12 protein-coding genes are annotated in these 15,591 nt (G+C 70.5%); 10 read left to right on the top strand and 2 right to left on the bottom strand.

From position 1 onward, the window contains the following. Window positions 1-10: 10 nt before the first annotated feature. The gene (locus IU449_RS20350; RefSeq protein WP_195003678.1) at window positions 11-1,252 is read right to left on the bottom strand and encodes a hypothetical protein; all 1,242 of its coding nucleotides are present in this window, start codon (window positions 1,250-1,252) and stop codon (window positions 11-13) included. Window positions 1,253-1,370: 118 nt separating this feature from the next. Then, on the bottom strand, window positions 1,371-2,186 hold the full coding sequence (locus IU449_RS20345) for an HAD family hydrolase (protein WP_195003775.1): 816 nt from the start codon (window positions 2,184-2,186) through the stop codon (window positions 1,371-1,373). A gap of 186 nt (window positions 2,187-2,372) precedes the next feature. On the opposite strand from IU449_RS20345, the gene IU449_RS20340 reads away from it, so the two are divergent. From IU449_RS20340 to IU449_RS20290, 10 genes are all read left to right on the top strand, one after another. Next, window positions 2,373-3,350, top strand: a complete 978-nt coding sequence (locus IU449_RS20340; protein WP_195003677.1) for an ABC transporter permease — start codon at window positions 2,373-2,375, stop codon at window positions 3,348-3,350. 43 nt (window positions 3,351-3,393) lie between these two features. Then, window positions 3,394-4,311 carry an ABC transporter permease gene (locus IU449_RS20335; protein ID WP_195003676.1) on the top strand — a complete coding sequence of 306 codons (918 nt, stop codon included), beginning with the start codon at window positions 3,394-3,396 and terminating at the stop codon, window positions 4,309-4,311. Beyond that, on the top strand, window positions 4,308-6,413 hold the full coding sequence (locus IU449_RS29180; protein WP_228805220.1) for an ABC transporter ATP-binding protein: 2,106 nt from the start codon (window positions 4,308-4,310) through the stop codon (window positions 6,411-6,413). Before IU449_RS20335 ends, IU449_RS29180 begins: the two co-directional genes overlap by 4 nt. Window positions 6,414-6,423: 10 nt before the next feature. Then, entirely contained in the window at window positions 6,424-8,103 is a 1,680-nt protein-coding gene (locus IU449_RS20320) for an ABC transporter family substrate-binding protein (protein WP_195003675.1), read from the top strand. Window positions 8,104-8,146: 43 nt separating this feature from the next. Continuing rightward, window positions 8,147-9,811, top strand: a complete 1,665-nt coding sequence (locus IU449_RS20315) for an ABC transporter family substrate-binding protein (RefSeq protein ID WP_195003674.1) — start codon at window positions 8,147-8,149, stop codon at window positions 9,809-9,811. Beyond that, window positions 9,808-10,491 (top strand): hypothetical protein, encoded by a 684-nt coding sequence (locus tag IU449_RS20310; protein ID WP_195003673.1) that lies wholly within the window; start codon window positions 9,808-9,810, stop codon window positions 10,489-10,491. Before IU449_RS20315 ends, IU449_RS20310 begins: the two co-directional genes overlap by 4 nt. 107 nt (window positions 10,492-10,598) lie before the next feature. Then, a complete protein-coding gene (locus IU449_RS20305) occupies window positions 10,599-11,399 on the top strand; it encodes a FadR/GntR family transcriptional regulator (RefSeq protein ID WP_195003672.1) in 801 nt (266 codons plus the stop codon). Further along, window positions 11,396-12,094 (top strand): sterol desaturase family protein, encoded by a 699-nt coding sequence (locus IU449_RS20300; RefSeq protein ID WP_195003671.1) that lies wholly within the window; start codon window positions 11,396-11,398, stop codon window positions 12,092-12,094. Before IU449_RS20305 ends, IU449_RS20300 begins: the two co-directional genes overlap by 4 nt. A gap of 173 nt (window positions 12,095-12,267) precedes the next feature. Next, window positions 12,268-13,236 (top strand): hypothetical protein, encoded by a 969-nt coding sequence (locus tag IU449_RS20295; RefSeq protein ID WP_228805218.1) that lies wholly within the window; start codon window positions 12,268-12,270, stop codon window positions 13,234-13,236. A gap of 33 nt (window positions 13,237-13,269) precedes the next feature. Continuing rightward, complete coding sequence (locus tag IU449_RS20290; protein ID WP_195003670.1) at window positions 13,270-15,558, top strand: heavy metal translocating P-type ATPase; 2,289 nt, start codon at window positions 13,270-13,272, stop codon at window positions 15,556-15,558. Window positions 15,559-15,591: the final 33 nt, after the last annotated feature.

The raw sequence follows: 15,591 nt of genomic DNA, 5'->3' as shown, positions 1-15,591 counted from the left end.
CCCCCGCCGATCATGACGCGTACGCCGCCGCCAGCCGCGCCACGGTCGCGGGGTCGGGATGACGTTCGACCCGGTAGCGCTCCGGGAACAATCCCGGTACCGGCCGCAATGCCAGTTCGCGCGCCAGGTCCGCCCAGGCGACCTCGACGGCGGCGCCGGACTCCGCCGAGGTCAGCACCACGCGGTCGGCGCGCGGCAGCAAGGTCGGCACGGCATCGACCCACGGAGTCATGGTGGACTCGACGCCGTCCCGATCGCTGACATGCAGTAGTTGCCCGGGCAACAGGTCGGTGACCTCGGCCTCGAGGTCGGCGCGCAGCCCGCCGTACTGGTCCCGGTAGACCGAGGCGGCCAGCGTCGATTCCGCCGACCGGATCCCGAGCCAGGCCGGATGCCCGGGCGGCACCCGGAAGGGAACCAGCCGACCGTGCTGATCAGCGGTGTAAGGCACCGGGGAGACCGGCCGATCCGCCTCTTCGTACAGTTCTCGCGCGAATTCGACGAGCTCGGCGGCACGCTGCGGCGAGGTGACCGCACCGGCGAGGACACCGGTATTGCCCGCGACGAACGCCATCACCTCGCAGCCGTACCTGTCGCGCAGCGCGCCGATCCACCCGGGCAGCAGCGGCAACGCGCCCGCGTAGAGATCACCGTCCTCGTCGGCCAGGTACAGAATCGGGTCGTCCTTGGCCCCGAACGCTTCGACAGTGGCTCGGGCGAGGCCGGCCAGGTTGGCGCGGGCGGTGGCGAACACCGTCTCCGCGTCGACGCCCCAGGTGGTCAGATCGTGCGGTGTCACCGTGGTCATGGCCGCCGGGGCGTCGATGACCACCCGCTCCATCAGTCCCGCCACGACCGGCCGCCACAGCGTGTTCTCGGCGAGGCTGTACCCCTGGACCCGGGTCGAGAGGATGCCTGCCTGCCGCAGCACCGGACGCAGACGCGGCGCGAGAGCTTCCCAGGACTGCGCCGGGCCCGACCCCACAGCGGCCACCAGACCGCGCACGTAGGGCTCGAGCACCTGGTGGGCGGCGGCCCCCGTAGCACCACGACAGCGCCGGAACGGCGTGGTCAACCCCAGGTGGAACACCTGCCCGTCCGAGGTGCCGTAGCGGATCACGAACTCCCGCTCGTCGAACTCCGCTCCGGCGACACCGGGGAGGGCCCGCACGATCGACAACGCGAGTCGCCCGAACTCCCGCTGCGCGTCCCCGCCGCGTCCGCGCCTGCCGAACCAGCTGCCGATTCCCATCTCACCCTCGCTCCCGCCCCACCGGCCGTCCGCGGCAGAACCGCGGGACGTTACCAGAGCGCCGCCGCAACTGTGGGGGCCGAAACCGTTGGGGCACAGCGGGACCCCGGGATCGGGACTACGTCCACCACCGTTCGAGCACCCGGGCCACGCCGTTGTCGACGTTGGTCGCGGTGACCTCGTTCGCGGCGGCGATGGCCTCCGCGTGCCCGTTGGCCATCGCCACCCCGTGCCCGGCCAGTTCCAGCATCGGCACGTCGTTGGGCATATCACCGAAGGCGATCACGCCGTCCTGGTCGATGCCGAGCCGCTGCGCCACGGTGACCAGGCCGGAGGCCTTGGTGATGCCGGGCGCGGACAGTTCGATCAGGCCGTGTTCGGTCGAGTAGGTGATGTCGGCGCGGTCGCCGACGTAGGGGGCCAGCGCCGCGCGCATCCGACCGCTGTCGGCGCCGCGTAGCCGGATGAGCAGTTTGATGGCAGGCGCGGCGACCACCTCGTGCCGCGCGACCGCGGTGTCGTCGGGGTTGAGCCAGGCGTGTTCGTATTCCGGGGCGCTCACGAACTGCGGGGTCGCGGCGTCGTGAGCGGAGGCGCCGACCCGTTCGGCGGCCAGGCCGCATCCGGGCAACACCCGTTCGGCGATCTCGGCGACCAGGGCGAGGGTCTCGACGCCGAGGGTGTAGGCGGCCATGATCCGGTCGGTGGCGCTGTCGTAGATCACCGCGCCGTTGGCGCAGACGCACAGCGGCGCGTGGTCGAGGCCCTCGACGATCGGATCGACCCAGCGCGGCGGCCTCCCGGTGGCCAGCACGAACGGCACACCGTCGGCGACGAGAGCGGTCACGACCGCCTTGGTGCGGTCGCTGACCCGTTCGTCGTGATCGATCAGGGTGCCGTCGACGTCGGTGGCGACCATCTTGGGCGGAGGCATGTGCAGGCGGGTCACTTGTCCATACTGCCGGAAAAGCGTCTCGGACCGGTTGCGAAGCCGCCGGGCCGGACATGCCCGACCCGCGACAGTCCCGCACGCGCATCGGCCCTCGTCCCTATGATCAGGGTCCGATACCCGCATCCCCACCCGAACGAGTGAGCCAGCCCGGCGAAGGACCACAACCTGATGATCGGCTTCCTGCTGCGACGCGCCGCGAACTACGTGGTGTTGCTGCTGCTGGCCTCGTTCCTGACCTTCGCCGTCGCCGGCCTGACCTTCCGCCCGCTGGACAGCCTCGAACAGCGCAATCCGCGACCGCCGCAGTCGGTGATCGACGCCAAGGCCGCCGAACTGCACCTGGACGAGCCGATCCCGCAGCGCTATCTGACCTGGGTGAGCGGCGCGGTCCGCGGCGACTTCGGGACAACGCTCGCCGGGCAGCCCGTCGGCGAGGAGCTGGGCAGACGGGTGGGGGTGAGTCTGCGGCTGCTGGTCATCGGGTCGGTGCTGGGCACGGTGCTGGGCGTGCTGATCGGCGCGGCCGGCGCGATACGCCAGTACAAATTCAGCGACTACTTCACCACGATCGTCTCGCTGGTGCTGTTGAGCACGCCGATCTTCCTGCTCGCCACGCTGTTGAAATACGGTGCGCTGGAGATCAATTCGTTGACCGGTCAGCGCATCTTCCTCTACACCGGCGAGACCTCCGCGCATCGGATCGAGGGACTGTGGCCGCAACTGCTCGACCGGCTCCAGCATCTGGTGCTGCCGACGCTGGCGCTGGCGCTGGGCGCGATGGCGGGCTACAGCCGCTACCAGCGCAACGCCATGCTCGATGTGCTGGGCAGCGATTTCATCCGCACCGCGCGGGCGAAGGGCCTGACCAGGCAGCGCGCGCTGTACAAGCACGGCCTGCGCACCGCGTTGATCCCGATGGCGACGCTGTTCGCCTACAGCCTGGGCGGCCTGATCACCGGGGCCACCTTCACCGAGAAGATCTTCGGCTGGCACGGCGTCGGGGAATGGCTGGTCGACTCGGTCAACGCCCAGGACATCTACGTGGTGGTGACGGTGACAGTGTTCACCGGCGTGGTGGTGCTGGTGTCGGGACTGCTGTCCGACATCGTCTACGCCGTGCTGGATCCTCGGGTGCGAGTCGGATGAGCGGCCGGGGCGGCGAGCGCCGGGATACGAGAGGCGGGCCGAGGTGACCGAAGCCGAGATCATCGTCGCCGGAGCGCCACAGGCGGCCACCGGCAGACGCGCGCTGGTGTGGCGGCGCTTCCTGCGCAACAAGCCCGCGGTGACGGCGGCGGTGGTGCTGATCCTGCTGGTGGTCGCCAGTTTCGTGCTGCCGCATTTCCTGCCCTACGACTACCTGGACCAGGACCGCACCGCCCTGCGGCAGCCGCCGAGCCCGGATCACCCCTTCGGCACCGACCCGATCGGTCACGATGTGCTCGCCCAGACCCTGCGCGGCGCCCAGAAGTCGCTGATCATCGGGTTCTGCGTGGCGGTGTTCAGCACCGCGCTGGCCGCGATCGCGGGGTCGGTCGCCGGGCTGCTCGGCGGCTGGACCGACCGGGCCGTCATGTGGCTGGTCGACCTGCTGCTGGTGGTGCCCTCCACGATCATCATCATGCTGTTCGCGCCCAAGGTGAAGGGCGGCGGCGGGATCGCGTTGCTGGTGGTGCTGCTGAGCGTGTTCGGCTGGATGATCAGCGCACGCGTCGTGCGCGGCTTGACGATGAGCCTGCGCGAACGCGAGTTCGTGCGCGCGGCCCGCTATATGGGCGCGCCGACCCGCACGGTGATCGCCACCCACATCGTGCCCAACATCGCCTCGATCCTCATCATCGACACCACTCTCTCGGTGGGCGCGGCGATCATGGCCGAAACCGGTTTGAGCTTCCTCGGTTTCGGTGTGCAGCCGCCGGACGTGTCGCTGGGCACGCTGATCCGCGACGGCACCGCCTCGGCGCTGACCTATCCGTGGCTGTTCCTGTTCTCCGGCGGCTTCCTGGTCACGGTGGTGTTGTGCGCCAACCTCGTCGGCGACGGGCTGCGCGACGCGTTCGACCCGAGCGCCAAGGGCGCGCGTAAACGGAAGCGGGCGAAGGCATGAGCGACAGGACCCCCGAGGGCGGCATCCCCGAGGTCACCGCGGACGACACCGGAACCGGCGGGACAAGCGGCGACCGGGCGGGCGCACTGCTGGAGGTCAGCGACCTGCGGGTGTCCTTCCCCGGCGAGGAGGGCCGCATCGACGCCGTGCGTGGTGTCGATCTGACCGTCGGCGAGGGTGAAGTGCTGGCCGTGGTCGGCGAGTCCGGGTCGGGCAAGTCGGTATCGGCGCTGGCGATGATCGGCCTGCTGCCCGATCAGGCTCGGGTGAGCGGTTCCATCCGATTGCGCGGACGCGAGCTGATCGGCCTGGGTGACCGGCCCATGTCGAAACTGCGCGGCCGCTCGATCAGCATGGTGTTCCAGGACCCGCTCTCGGCGCTGACCCCGGTGTACCGGGTCGGCGATCAGGTGGCGGAGGCGTTGCTCGCGCACGGCCGGATGAACCGCAAGCAGGCCGCCGCGCGCGCGGTGGAGTTGCTGGATCTGGTCGGTATCCCGGACGCGGCGGTGCGCGCGAAGAGCTTCCCGCACGAATTCTCCGGCGGCATGCGCCAGCGCGTGGTGATCGCCATGGCCATCGCCAACGATCCCGCCCTGATCCTGTGCGACGAGCCCACCACCGCGCTCGACGTGACCGTGCAGAAGCAGATCCTCGACCTGCTGCGCACCGCCCGCGACATCACCGGCGCGGGCGTCGTCATGATCACCCACGACATGGGTATCGCCGCGACCCTGGCCGACCGGGTGGCGGTGATGTACGCCGGGCGGGTGGTGGAGACGGCCCCCGCCGCGGATCTGTTCGCCGAACCGCGCATGCCCTACACCGTGGGTCTGCTCGGCTCGATCCCCCGGATGGACAGTCCCGCGCGCAGCCCGCTCGTCCCCATCACCGGCGCACCGCCCGCGATGCACGCTCTGCCGCCCGGCTGCGCGTTCGCCCCGCGCTGCCCGGTCGCGATCGACGAGTGCCGCGCCACCGATCCGGTACTCACGGCGACCGGCGACCGCGGCTTCGCCGCCTGCATCCGCACCGGCGAGCTGACCGCCACCGACCTGTTCACCGCGTATCGCCGCGAGCTCGACCACACCGGCGACGGGCCGGAGGCCGCTCGAGGCCCCGAGATCAGCTCCAGCAGCTCCGGCACAGCCGTTTCCAGCACCGCTGACGCCGACACCGACGGCGGCGTGGATGCCGGGCGAGATCCCCGCGCCGCGACTTCTGGTACACGGACCGCAGCCGCGGCCCCCGCCTCAGCGGACCCCCACGCCACAGCGAGCGCGGCGGGCAGCGTGCTGTCGGCCCCGCCGGTAGTCCTGCGCGTGACCGATCTGGCCAAGACCTTCCCGCTCACCTCGGGGGTGATCCTGCGCAGGCGCACCGGCGAGGTGCGGGCAGTCGACGGGATCGACTTCGAGGTCCGCGCGGGCCGCACGCTGGCGCTGGTCGGCGAGTCCGGGTCCGGCAAGTCGACCACACTGACCCAGATCCTGGATCTGGTGCCGCCGGAGCGGGGCCGGATCGAGGTGCTCGGCCACGATGTCGCCACCCTCACCTCGGCGCAGAAGCGGCAGCTGCGGCGCAAGATGCAGATCGTCTTCCAGGATCCGACCGCGGCGCTGGATCCCCGATTGCCGATCTCGGACGTGCTGGCCCAGCCGCTGCGCATCGACGGGCGATCGCGCGAGGAGATCGCGCGGCGGGTGCCGCGACTGCTCGAGCTGGTGGGTTTGCGTCCCGAGCACGCCGAACGCTATCCGGCCGATTTCTCCGGCGGGCAGAAGCAGCGCATCAGCATCGCCAGGGCGCTGGCGCTGGATCCGGAGCTGCTGGTGCTCGACGAGCCGGTGTCCTCGCTGGATGTGTCCATCCAGGCGGGCGTGCTGAATCTGTTGCGGCAGTTGCAGGCCGATCGCGGGCTGTCGTACCTGTTCGTCTCGCACGATCTGTCGGTGGTGCGCAATCTCGCGCACGACATCGCGGTCATGCACCGGGGCAAGATCGTGGAATCCGGGCAGGCCGAGCAGGTGCTCGGCGACCCGCGGCACCCGTACACGCGAGCGCTGATCGACGCGGTGCCGACACCGGCGCTGTCGCGATAGGAGGTAGACCATGGGCAACCGCACATCGCGGCTCCTGGCCGGGCTGGCGGCGGGCGCGCTGTTCGCGGCCACCCTGGCGGGTTGTTCGGCGCAGGACCGATCCGCCGAGGGCCTGTCGGACGCGATCGGCAGTACCAGCGACATCAATCCGGTCGAGCGCGACCTGGTCGCCGAGGGCGGCAATCTGCGACTGTCGATCGCCGCCTTCCCGGCGAACTGGAACACCCTGTCGATCGACGGCAACGAGGGCGATATCGCCTCCATCACCCATGCGATGATGCCGCGTTCGTTCGTCTCCGACACGGCGGGCAGGCTCACTGTCGACACCGACTTCTTCACCGATGTCGCCCTGACGAACACCGACCCGCAGCAGGTCACCTACACGATCGACCCGAAGGCGGTGTGGTCCGACGGCAGCCCGGTGACCTGGGCCGACATCGCCTCCCAGGCCGCCGCGCTGAGCGGGCGCGACCCCCGGTTCCAGATCGCCATGACCAACGGCTTCGACCGGGTCGCCCGAGTGGAGCGGGGCGTGGACGAGCGTCAGGCGGTGATCACCTTCGAGCGGCCCTACGCCGAATGGCGCGGCCAGTTCGCCGGCAACGCGATGCTGTACCCGAAGTCGGTCACCGCCGACCCGCAGGCCTTCAACGAGAGCCTGACCGACGAGATGGGGCCGACCGCGGGCCCGTTCCGCATCCGCTCCACCGACCGGGCCCAGGGCCGCATCGTGCTCGAACGCAACCCGCTGTGGTGGGGCCGCACACCCAAGCTCGACACGATCACCTTCAGCGTGCTCAGCAGCGTCGCGCGCGTATCCGCCCTGCAGAACGACGAATTGGACGTCTCGCCACTCAACACCGTCGACGAGGTGCTGCTCGTCCGCGACACCGCGGGGCTGCAGGTGCGGCGCGCACCGGGCAATCGCTGGCGTCACATCACCTTCAACGGCGCGCCCGGTTCGATCCTGGCCGATCAGGGCGTGCGGGTCGCGATCGGCAAGGCGATCGACCGGCAGGCCATCGCCTCGGCCCTGCAGAACGGGCTGGTGGAATCGCCGACGCCGCTGAACAACCACATCTACCTGCAGGGCCAGGAGGGCTATCAGGACAATGCCCCCGCCTTCGATCCGGCGGCCGCCGAACGCGAACTCGACGCGCTCGGCTGGCTGCGCCGAGGCGACGTGCGTGTCAGAGACGGGCGCGAGCTGGTGATCCGCGACGTCATGTACGACGACCCGACCTGGGTGCAGATCGCGCGGATCATCCAGGACGATCTGGCGCGGATCGGGGTGCGCCTGCAGATCGACACCCGGCCGGGGGCGGGCTTCTTCACCGATGTCATCCAGCCCGGCGATTTCGACGCCGCCCAGTTCATCTTCCAGGGCGACGCCTTCCCGCTCAGCAGCGTGCCGCAGACCTACGGGCTCTATCCGGACAACACCCAGAACAATTTCGGGCGGATCGGTTCGCCGGAGCTCAACGAGCTGATCGAGGCCACGCTGTCCGAGCTCGATCCGCGGCGGGCGATCGAGCTGGCCAACGAGGTCGACCGGGCGGTGTTCGCCGAGGGTCACTCGCTGCCGCTGTACCAGTGGGACGGCAGTTACGGCGTGCGCGCCGATCTGGCCAACTTCGGCTCGCCGGGCCTGGCGACCTACGACTACACCGCCATCGGCTTCGTCCGGTGAGTCCGAACAGCTCGCGCACGGTGCGACATTCAGGGAGGCGACGATGAAGATACGGTCGGCCATGCGATTCGCGGGCCCGATGCTCGCGATCGGTCTGGTCCTGGCGGCATGTAGCGCCGACACCGGCGAACTCCTCGGCGAGTCCGCCGTCGGATCGACCAGCGACATCAACCCGCGCGATCCGGGCGAACTGCGCGACGGCGGCAATCTGCGGCTGACGCTCACCGCCTTCCCCGCCACCTTCAACACCTTGCACGTCGACGCCGACGGGGAAGTGGCCGATGTGCTGGCGCCAACGCTGCCCGGCACGGTGACCGCCGACGCGGCAGGCCGGCTCTCGGTGGACCGCAACTACTTCACCGACGTCCAGCTCACCGGCACGCAGCCCCAGCAGATCACCTACACCATCAACCCCGCGGCGGTCTGGTCCGACGGCACGCCCATCACCTGGGAAGATCTGCGTTCCCAGGCGAACGCGTTGAGCGGACGCGATCCCGTCTACCGGGTCTCGGCCACCCAGGGCTACAGCCGCATCGCCTCGGTCGAGCGCGGCGTCGACGACCGGCAGGCGATCGTGACCATGTTCGATCACTACGCCGAATGGCAGGGCATGTTCAACCCGCTCTATCCGAAGGCCACCACCGGATCGCCGGAGGCCTTCGAGAATCTGGACCGGCAGGCGCCGCGCGTGTCCGCCGGGCCGTTCCTGGTCACCGATATCGACCGCGCCCAGCAGCGCATTGTGCTGAGCCGCAATCCCTCCTGGTGGGGCGCCCCGCCGAAGCTGGAGACCATCACCTTCAGCGTGCTCGACTACGCGGCCCGGTTGAACGCGCTGCAGAACAACGAACTCGACGCCGCGGACATCTCCGGCCTCGACGAGGCGACCGCCGCCTCGCAGTCGCCGGGCCTGGTGGTGCGGCGCGCGCCCGCGCTGCGGTTCTCGCACATGACCTTCAACGGCGCGCCGGGCTCCATCCTCGAAGACGCCCGCCTGCGGGTGGCCGTCTCCAAGGCCATCGACCGCCAGGCCATCGCCTCGGCCATCCAGAACGGCCTCGTCGCCGACCCGAAGCCGTTGAACAATCACCTGTACCTCGACGGGCAGAAGGGTTACCAGGACAATGCGCAGGCGGTCGCCTTCGACCCGGCGGCCGCCGAGCGCGAGCTCGACGCCCTCGGCTGGGTGCGTGCGGGCGACGTGCGGGTCAAGGACGGGCGGCCGCTGGAACTGCGCATCGTCATGTACCAGCAGCAGACCTGGGTGCAGATGTCGCAGATCGCCCAGCAGAATCTGGCCCAGGTCGGCGTGCGGTTGAAGATCGAGACCTATCCGGGCAACGGATTGTTCACCGACGTCATCGATCCGGGCAACTTCGACATCGCGAACTTCGTCTGGGAGAAGAGCATCTTCCCGCTCGGCGCGCTGCCGCAGATCTACGCCTACGACCCGGCCAACCCGTTGAGCAACAAGGGCAGGATCGGCTCGCCGGAACTCAACGAACTCATCGACCGCATCATCTCCGAACTCGACCCGGACAAGGCGATCGAGATGGCCAACGAAGCCGACCGGATGATCTTCGAGCTCGGTTTCTCGCTGCCGCTCATGCAGTCCGTCGGCCTCGTCGCCCAGCGCACCGAACTCGCCAACTGGGGCGCGTTCGGCCTGCAGTCGCCGGACTGGACAGCAGTCGGCTTCCTGCCGTGATCTCCCGGACGGGCGGGCGGGCGCGCCCGCTCGCCTATCCGCTCGGCGTGACCGTTGCCGCGCTGGCCGTATGCGCGGCGGTACTGCCGTTCGGCGACACCGATCAACGCGCGGGGGCCGCGGCGGTGGCGCTGGTCGTGCTCGGCTACAGCGTGATTCGGCTGGCCAGGGCGTTCGGCGTCCTGCCGCACGGGCTGCCCGACGAGGTACGGAACTCGCCGGTTCCGGTGCGCCGTGTCCGTCAGCAGCATCGGCTGGCGAGCCGGTCGTGGCTGGAATTCGGCGCTTCCGGGCAGCGGGGCCGGTGGTGGCTACCGGTCTACTTCGCCCCGGAACTGGCGACCCTGACCGAATGCGGTGGGCTGGTGGACGCGCGACAGATCGAGGCCGGGGGCCTACGGATGTTCCCGGCCGGACGGGCGCGTGACACCGAACCCGTCGGCCGGCTGATCGACAACCCGGTCCGGCCCGCACCGGACGCCGAGCAGCGGGCTCGCACCGCGAACCGCCTGTCCCGGCGACTGCTGCTGGATGCCCAGCCCGCCGTCGCCGCCCCGATCGCCGCCCTGCTGTGGGTGTACCTCGACGGCGGCGGACTCGGCGCGTTCGTCGGCGCGCTCGGTGTGGCGGCGGCGGCCGCCGTGTGGCTGACCGCGATCCGGGGCTCCGACCCGAGCTGACCGAGCGGTTGCCGCAACCATTCGGAACAACTCGAAACAACGCAGATCACCTCGAAATATTGGTATTACCACTTGACCAGCTGACCAGTCCGGCGCAGAGTGAGCGCATGGCGTTGCAACCAGTGGTCAAACGATCGGTGTCGGCGGAGGTCTTCGAGCAGATCGCCGACGAAGTCCTCAGCGGTGAACGCGCCCCCGGTTCGGCGCTGCCCAGCGAACGGCAGCTCGCCGAGGCACTGGGCGTGTCCCGGCCCGCGGTGCGCGAGGCACTCCAGCGGCTGGCCGGAGCCGGGCTGGTCGCGGTCCGCCAGGGCGACACCACCACAGTGCTGGACTACCGGCGCGGCTCCGGCCTCGAAATACTGCCGCGGCTGCTGATCCGGCAGGGCACCGTCGACCCCACCGTGGCCCGCAGCATTCTCGAGGCCCGCCTGCACAATGCGCCGAAAGTGGCCGAACTGGCCGCGCTGCGCACCCGGCCCGCGGACCGCGAGCGCCTGCGCCGCACCCTCGACACGAGCCTCACCGCGCTGGCGAACGACACCGAGCCGATCGCCCTGCAAGTGCACGCGCTCGAATTCTGGGAGCACCTGGTCGACGCGGCCGACTCGCTGGTGTTCCGCTTGATGAACAACATGCTGCGCGCCGCCTACGAGCCCGCGCTCGCCGCGCTCGCGCCCCTCATGACACTCGAGGTGGGCAATGCCGCCGGGTATCGCGCGGTAGCCGAGGCGGTGCTGGCCGGCGACGGCGCCGCTGCCGCCGAGCGCGCGCACACCCTCCTCGCACCCGCGACCACCAGCCTGATCGCGGCACTGGACAGCGCCATCGCCGCAGCCGAGACCCCCACGTCCACACAATCCGCGTTCGCACAATCCGAAGACACGCACAGCGAGGTGCCCTCATGACCGCGACGACCACCCGCCGGGGGATGACCCTGCGCGCCGCCCTGACCGAATTCGCCCGTCACCCCTCCCCCTGGCTGATCGGGAGCACACTGGCCGTCACGTCGGTCGCACGCGTCGCGGTCGGCGACTGGCAGCCGACCGACGCGCTGGTGCCGCTGGTGATCCTGGCGGCGTTCCCGGTCGTCGAATGGGTGATCCACGTCTCGGTGCTGCACTGGCGGCCCAAGCGGATCGGGCCGGTCCGGCTGGACTACGAGCTGGCCCGCAAACACCGCGAGCACCACGTCGACCCGCGCGACATCCCGCTGATCTTCATCCCGACCCGCTCGCTGCTCGTCGTCGTCGCCGCGCTGGTGGCGATCGCGGTGTTCGCCTTCCCGCGCCTCGGCCTCGGCCTGACCTTCCTGCTCACCGTGGCGGCACTCGGGCTCTGCTACGAGTGGACGCATTTCTTGATCCACACCGACTACAAGCCGCGGCACGCGCCCTACCGGGCGATCTGGCGCAATCACCGCCATCACCACTACAAGAACGAGCACTTCTGGTTCACGGTGACCAGTTCCGGCACCGCCGACCGACTCTTCGGGACCTGCCCCGATCCCGCGAACGTGCCCACCTCCCCCACCGCGCGCCACCTGCACGGCGCCTCAATCCGCCTGTCCACCCAGCCCGGCGGCGCCGCCGCCGACATTTGACAAAATACCCCAGGGGGGTATCGTCGGAATCGACCGGCGGTACCGCCCGAATCATCGGGCCCCTCCGGTCGGACCAGTTCTCCGCCATGTATTTGGCATCGACCGAAGGAGTGTGCGATGCGCCCGCAGAGCAGCCCGAGGACCTGCGCGACCACGGCAGCCGGTGACCTCGCATGAACACCACCGCCAAATTCGCCGGCTTCGCCGCGGGGATCGCCGCGGTCTTCGCCGTCTCGCTCGGGATCGGCGCGCTGGTCGGCCCCACCGGCTCCACCACCGACTCCGACGGCCACGACACCCACGCCACGGCGGACGATGCGCCGAGCGCCGATTCCACGCCCGGCGGCCTGCTCGTCACCGACGCCGGCTACACCCTGCGACTGGAGCAGCCGCCCGCCACCGCCGGGGCGCCACTGCGGCTACGCATCCTCGACGAGAGCGGCGCTCCGCTCACCCGCTACACCACCAGTCACGACAAGGAACTGCACCTCATCGTGGTCCGCCGCGATCTGACCGCCTTCCAGCACGTGCACCCCGTGCTCGGCGCGGACGGCACCTGGAGCGTGCCGGTGGACCTGAGCCGCGCGGGCGACTACCGGGTGTTCGCCGACTTCGTGCCCGAGGGCGGCGAGAACCTCACGCTGGGCGCCGACCTGCACGTCGCGGGCGACTACGCGCCACGACCGCTGCCCGCCCCCGCGAACACCGCCACCGCGAGCGGCTACACCGTGACCCTGGACGGCACGCTCACCCCCGGCGCTGAATCGACGGTCACCCTCTCGGTCGCGCGCGACGGACGCCCGGTCACCGACCTCGAGCCCTACCTCGGCGCCTACGGCCACCTGGTAGCCTTGCGCGGCGCCGACCTCGCCTACCTGCACGTCCACCCCGAGGGACATCCCGGCGACGGAGCAACCCCCGCCGGCCCCGGCATCACCTTCGCCGTGACCGCGCCGAGCCCGGGTGACTACCGCCTGTTCCTGGACTTCCAGCACGAAGGCGTCGTGCGCACCGCCGAATTCACCGTGACGGTGCCCTTCGCGTCGCAGGACCGGCCGGTGGGCGCCACCGTCCCGACCACGCCGCCCCCTGGGACACCGAGCACCCTGCCGGGTGACCAGCACGGCGACCACGGCCACTGAGCCGCACCCGTGCCACATCGAACGGAGCACCCCATGAGCACCGCCTCCCTCACACTGTCGCAGCAGGCCCCCCAGCTGATCGAACTGCAGATCGGCGGGATGACCTGCGCCTCCTGCGCCAACCGCATCGAAAAGAAGCTCAACCGGCTCGAGGGCGTGACGGCCACGGTCAACTACGCGACGGAGAAGGCCGCCGTCGAGATCACCGGCGATCTGACGCCCGAGGACCTCATCGCCACCGTCGAGGCCACCGGCTACACCGCCGAGTTGCCCGCGCCGCCCGCCTCCGCCGCTTCCGCGCAGGCGCAGGCCGAACCCGCCGACCCCACCGACGCGCTCCGGCAGCGCCTGATCGTCTCGGCGCTGCTGAGTGTCCCGGTGATCGCGCTGGCGATGGTTCCACCCTGGCAGTTCGACTACTGGCAGTGGCTGTCGCTGACACTGGCCGCTCCGGTGGTGGTGTGGGGCGGGTTGCCGTTCCACCGCGCCGCCTGGGTCAACCTCCGGCACGGCGCGGCCACCATGGACACCCTGGTGTCGATCGGCACACTGGCCGCCTTCGGCTGGTCGCTGTACGCGCTGTTCCTCGGCACGGCGGGCACGCCGGGCATGACCCACCCGTTCGATCTCACCATCGCCAGGACCGACGGCAGCGGCAACATCTACCTCGAGGCCGCCGCGGGCGTGACCACCTTCCTGCTGGCCGGGCGCTACTTCGAAGCCAGGTCCAAGCGCACCGCGGGGGCGGCGCTGCGCGCGCTCCTCGAACTCGGCGCGAAAGAAGTCACCGTCCGGCGCGGGAAGACCGAACAGCGGATCCCGATCGAACAGCTCGCCGTCGGCGACGAATTCGTGGTGCGGCCGGGCGAGAAGATCGCCACCGACGGCGTGGTCGTGGAAGGCGCCTCCGCCGTGGACGCCTCCATGCTGACCGGTGAGTCGGTGCCGATCGAGGTCGGCGTCGGGGACGCGGTGACAGGGGCGACGGTCGATGTCGGCGGCCGGTTGGTGGTGCGCGCCACCAGGATCGGCGCCGACACCCAGCTGGCCCAGATGGCGCGGCTGGTGGAGCAGGCACAGACCGGCAAGACCCAGGCACAGCGGCTGGCGGACCGGATCTCCGGGGTGTTCGTACCGGTTGTCATCGCGCTGGCGGTCGCCACGCTCGGCTTCTGGCTGGGCACCGGCGGCTCGGTGGCTGCGGCGTTCACCGCGGCGGTCGCGGTGCTGATCATCGCCTGCCCCTGCGCCCTCGGTCTGGCCACCCCGACGGCGCTGCTGGTCGGCACCGGTCGTGGCGCGCAGCTCGGAGTGCTGATCAAGGGGCCCGAGGTGCTGGAATCGACCCGGCGGGTGGACACCATCCTGCTCGACAAGACCGGCACCGTCACCACCGGCAAGATGACCCTGCGCGAGGTGATCCCCGCCGAGGGCGAGGACGCCGACCAGGTACTGGCGCTGGCGGGCGCGCTGGAGCACTCCTCGGAACATCCGATCGCCCGCGCCGTCGCCGACGCCGCCCGCGAGAAGACCGGCGAGCTCGAACAGGTACGCGACTTCGCCAACCTGGCGGGCCTGGGCGTGGAGGGCGTCGTGGACGGGCGCCGGGTACTGATCGGGCGGGCCCGGCTGCTCGCCGATCGCGGGGTGCCGCTGACCGGTGAACTCGCCGACGCGCTCACGGCCGCCGAGCACAGCGGCGGCACCGCCGTCGCGATCGCCTGGGACTCCCCCGCGGGCGGCCTCGCGCCGCGCGGTGTCCTGGTGGTCGCCGATGCGGTGAAACCCACCTCCGCGCAAGCGATCTCGCAACTGATCGACCTCGGCCTGACGCCGGTCATGGTGACCGGCGACAACGCGTCCGTGGCGCGCGCCATCGCCGACGAGGTCGGCATCGAGGAGGTGATCGCCGAGGTGCTGCCGCAGGACAAGGCGGAGGTGGTGCGGCGACTGCAGGACGAGGGCAAGGTCGTCGCGATGGTCGGCGACGGGGTCAACGACGCCGCCGCGCTCGCGCAGGCCGACCTGGGCCTGTCCATGGGCACCGGCACCGACGTGGCGATCGAGGCGGGCGATCTGACGCTGGTGCGCGGTGACCTGCGCGCCGCCGTCGACGCCATCCGGCTGTCGCGGCGCACCCTGGGCACCATCAAGGCCAATCTGTTCTGGGCCTTCGCCTACAACGTCGCCGCGATCCCGCTGGCGATGGCCGGGCTGCTCAACCCGATGCTGGCGGGCGCGGCGATGGCCTTCTCCTCGGTCTTCGTGGTAAGCAACAGTCTGCGCCTGCGCGGCTTCACCTCGTCGGGCAGCGCACACTGAACTCGCCGACCGGGCCGGGGGCAGCTCGGTCGC

This window comes from Nocardia higoensis (assembly GCF_015477835.1).
GTDB classification, from domain to species: Bacteria; Actinomycetota; Actinomycetes; order Mycobacteriales; family Mycobacteriaceae; genus Nocardia; species Nocardia higoensis_A.
The sequence above is the reverse complement of the archived record's forward strand: the minus strand, read 5'-3'. Positions and strand labels throughout refer to the sequence as shown.

Bases quoted from the DNA above. Each gene is read 5' to 3' on its own strand.
- IU449_RS20350 (WP_195003678.1), bottom strand. From the start codon at position 1,252: ATGGGAATCGGCAGCTGGTTCGGCAGGCGCGGACGCGGCGGGGACGCG.
- IU449_RS20345 (WP_195003775.1), bottom strand. From the start codon at position 2,186: ATGCCTCCGCCCAAGATGGTCGCCACCGACGTCGACGGCACCCTGATC.
- IU449_RS20340 (WP_195003677.1), top strand. From the start codon at position 2,373: ATGATCGGCTTCCTGCTGCGACGCGCCGCGAACTACGTGGTGTTGCTG.
- IU449_RS29180 (WP_228805220.1), top strand. From the start codon at position 4,308: ATGAGCGACAGGACCCCCGAGGGCGGCATCCCCGAGGTCACCGCGGAC.
- IU449_RS20320 (WP_195003675.1), top strand. From the start codon at position 6,424: ATGGGCAACCGCACATCGCGGCTCCTGGCCGGGCTGGCGGCGGGCGCG.
- IU449_RS20315 (WP_195003674.1), top strand. From the start codon at position 8,147: ATGAAGATACGGTCGGCCATGCGATTCGCGGGCCCGATGCTCGCGATC.
- IU449_RS20305 (WP_195003672.1), top strand. From the start codon at position 10,599: ATGGCGTTGCAACCAGTGGTCAAACGATCGGTGTCGGCGGAGGTCTTC.
- IU449_RS20300 (WP_195003671.1), top strand. From the start codon at position 11,396: ATGACCGCGACGACCACCCGCCGGGGGATGACCCTGCGCGCCGCCCTG.
- IU449_RS20295 (WP_228805218.1), top strand. From the start codon at position 12,268: ATGAACACCACCGCCAAATTCGCCGGCTTCGCCGCGGGGATCGCCGCG.
- IU449_RS20290 (WP_195003670.1), top strand. From the start codon at position 13,270: ATGAGCACCGCCTCCCTCACACTGTCGCAGCAGGCCCCCCAGCTGATC.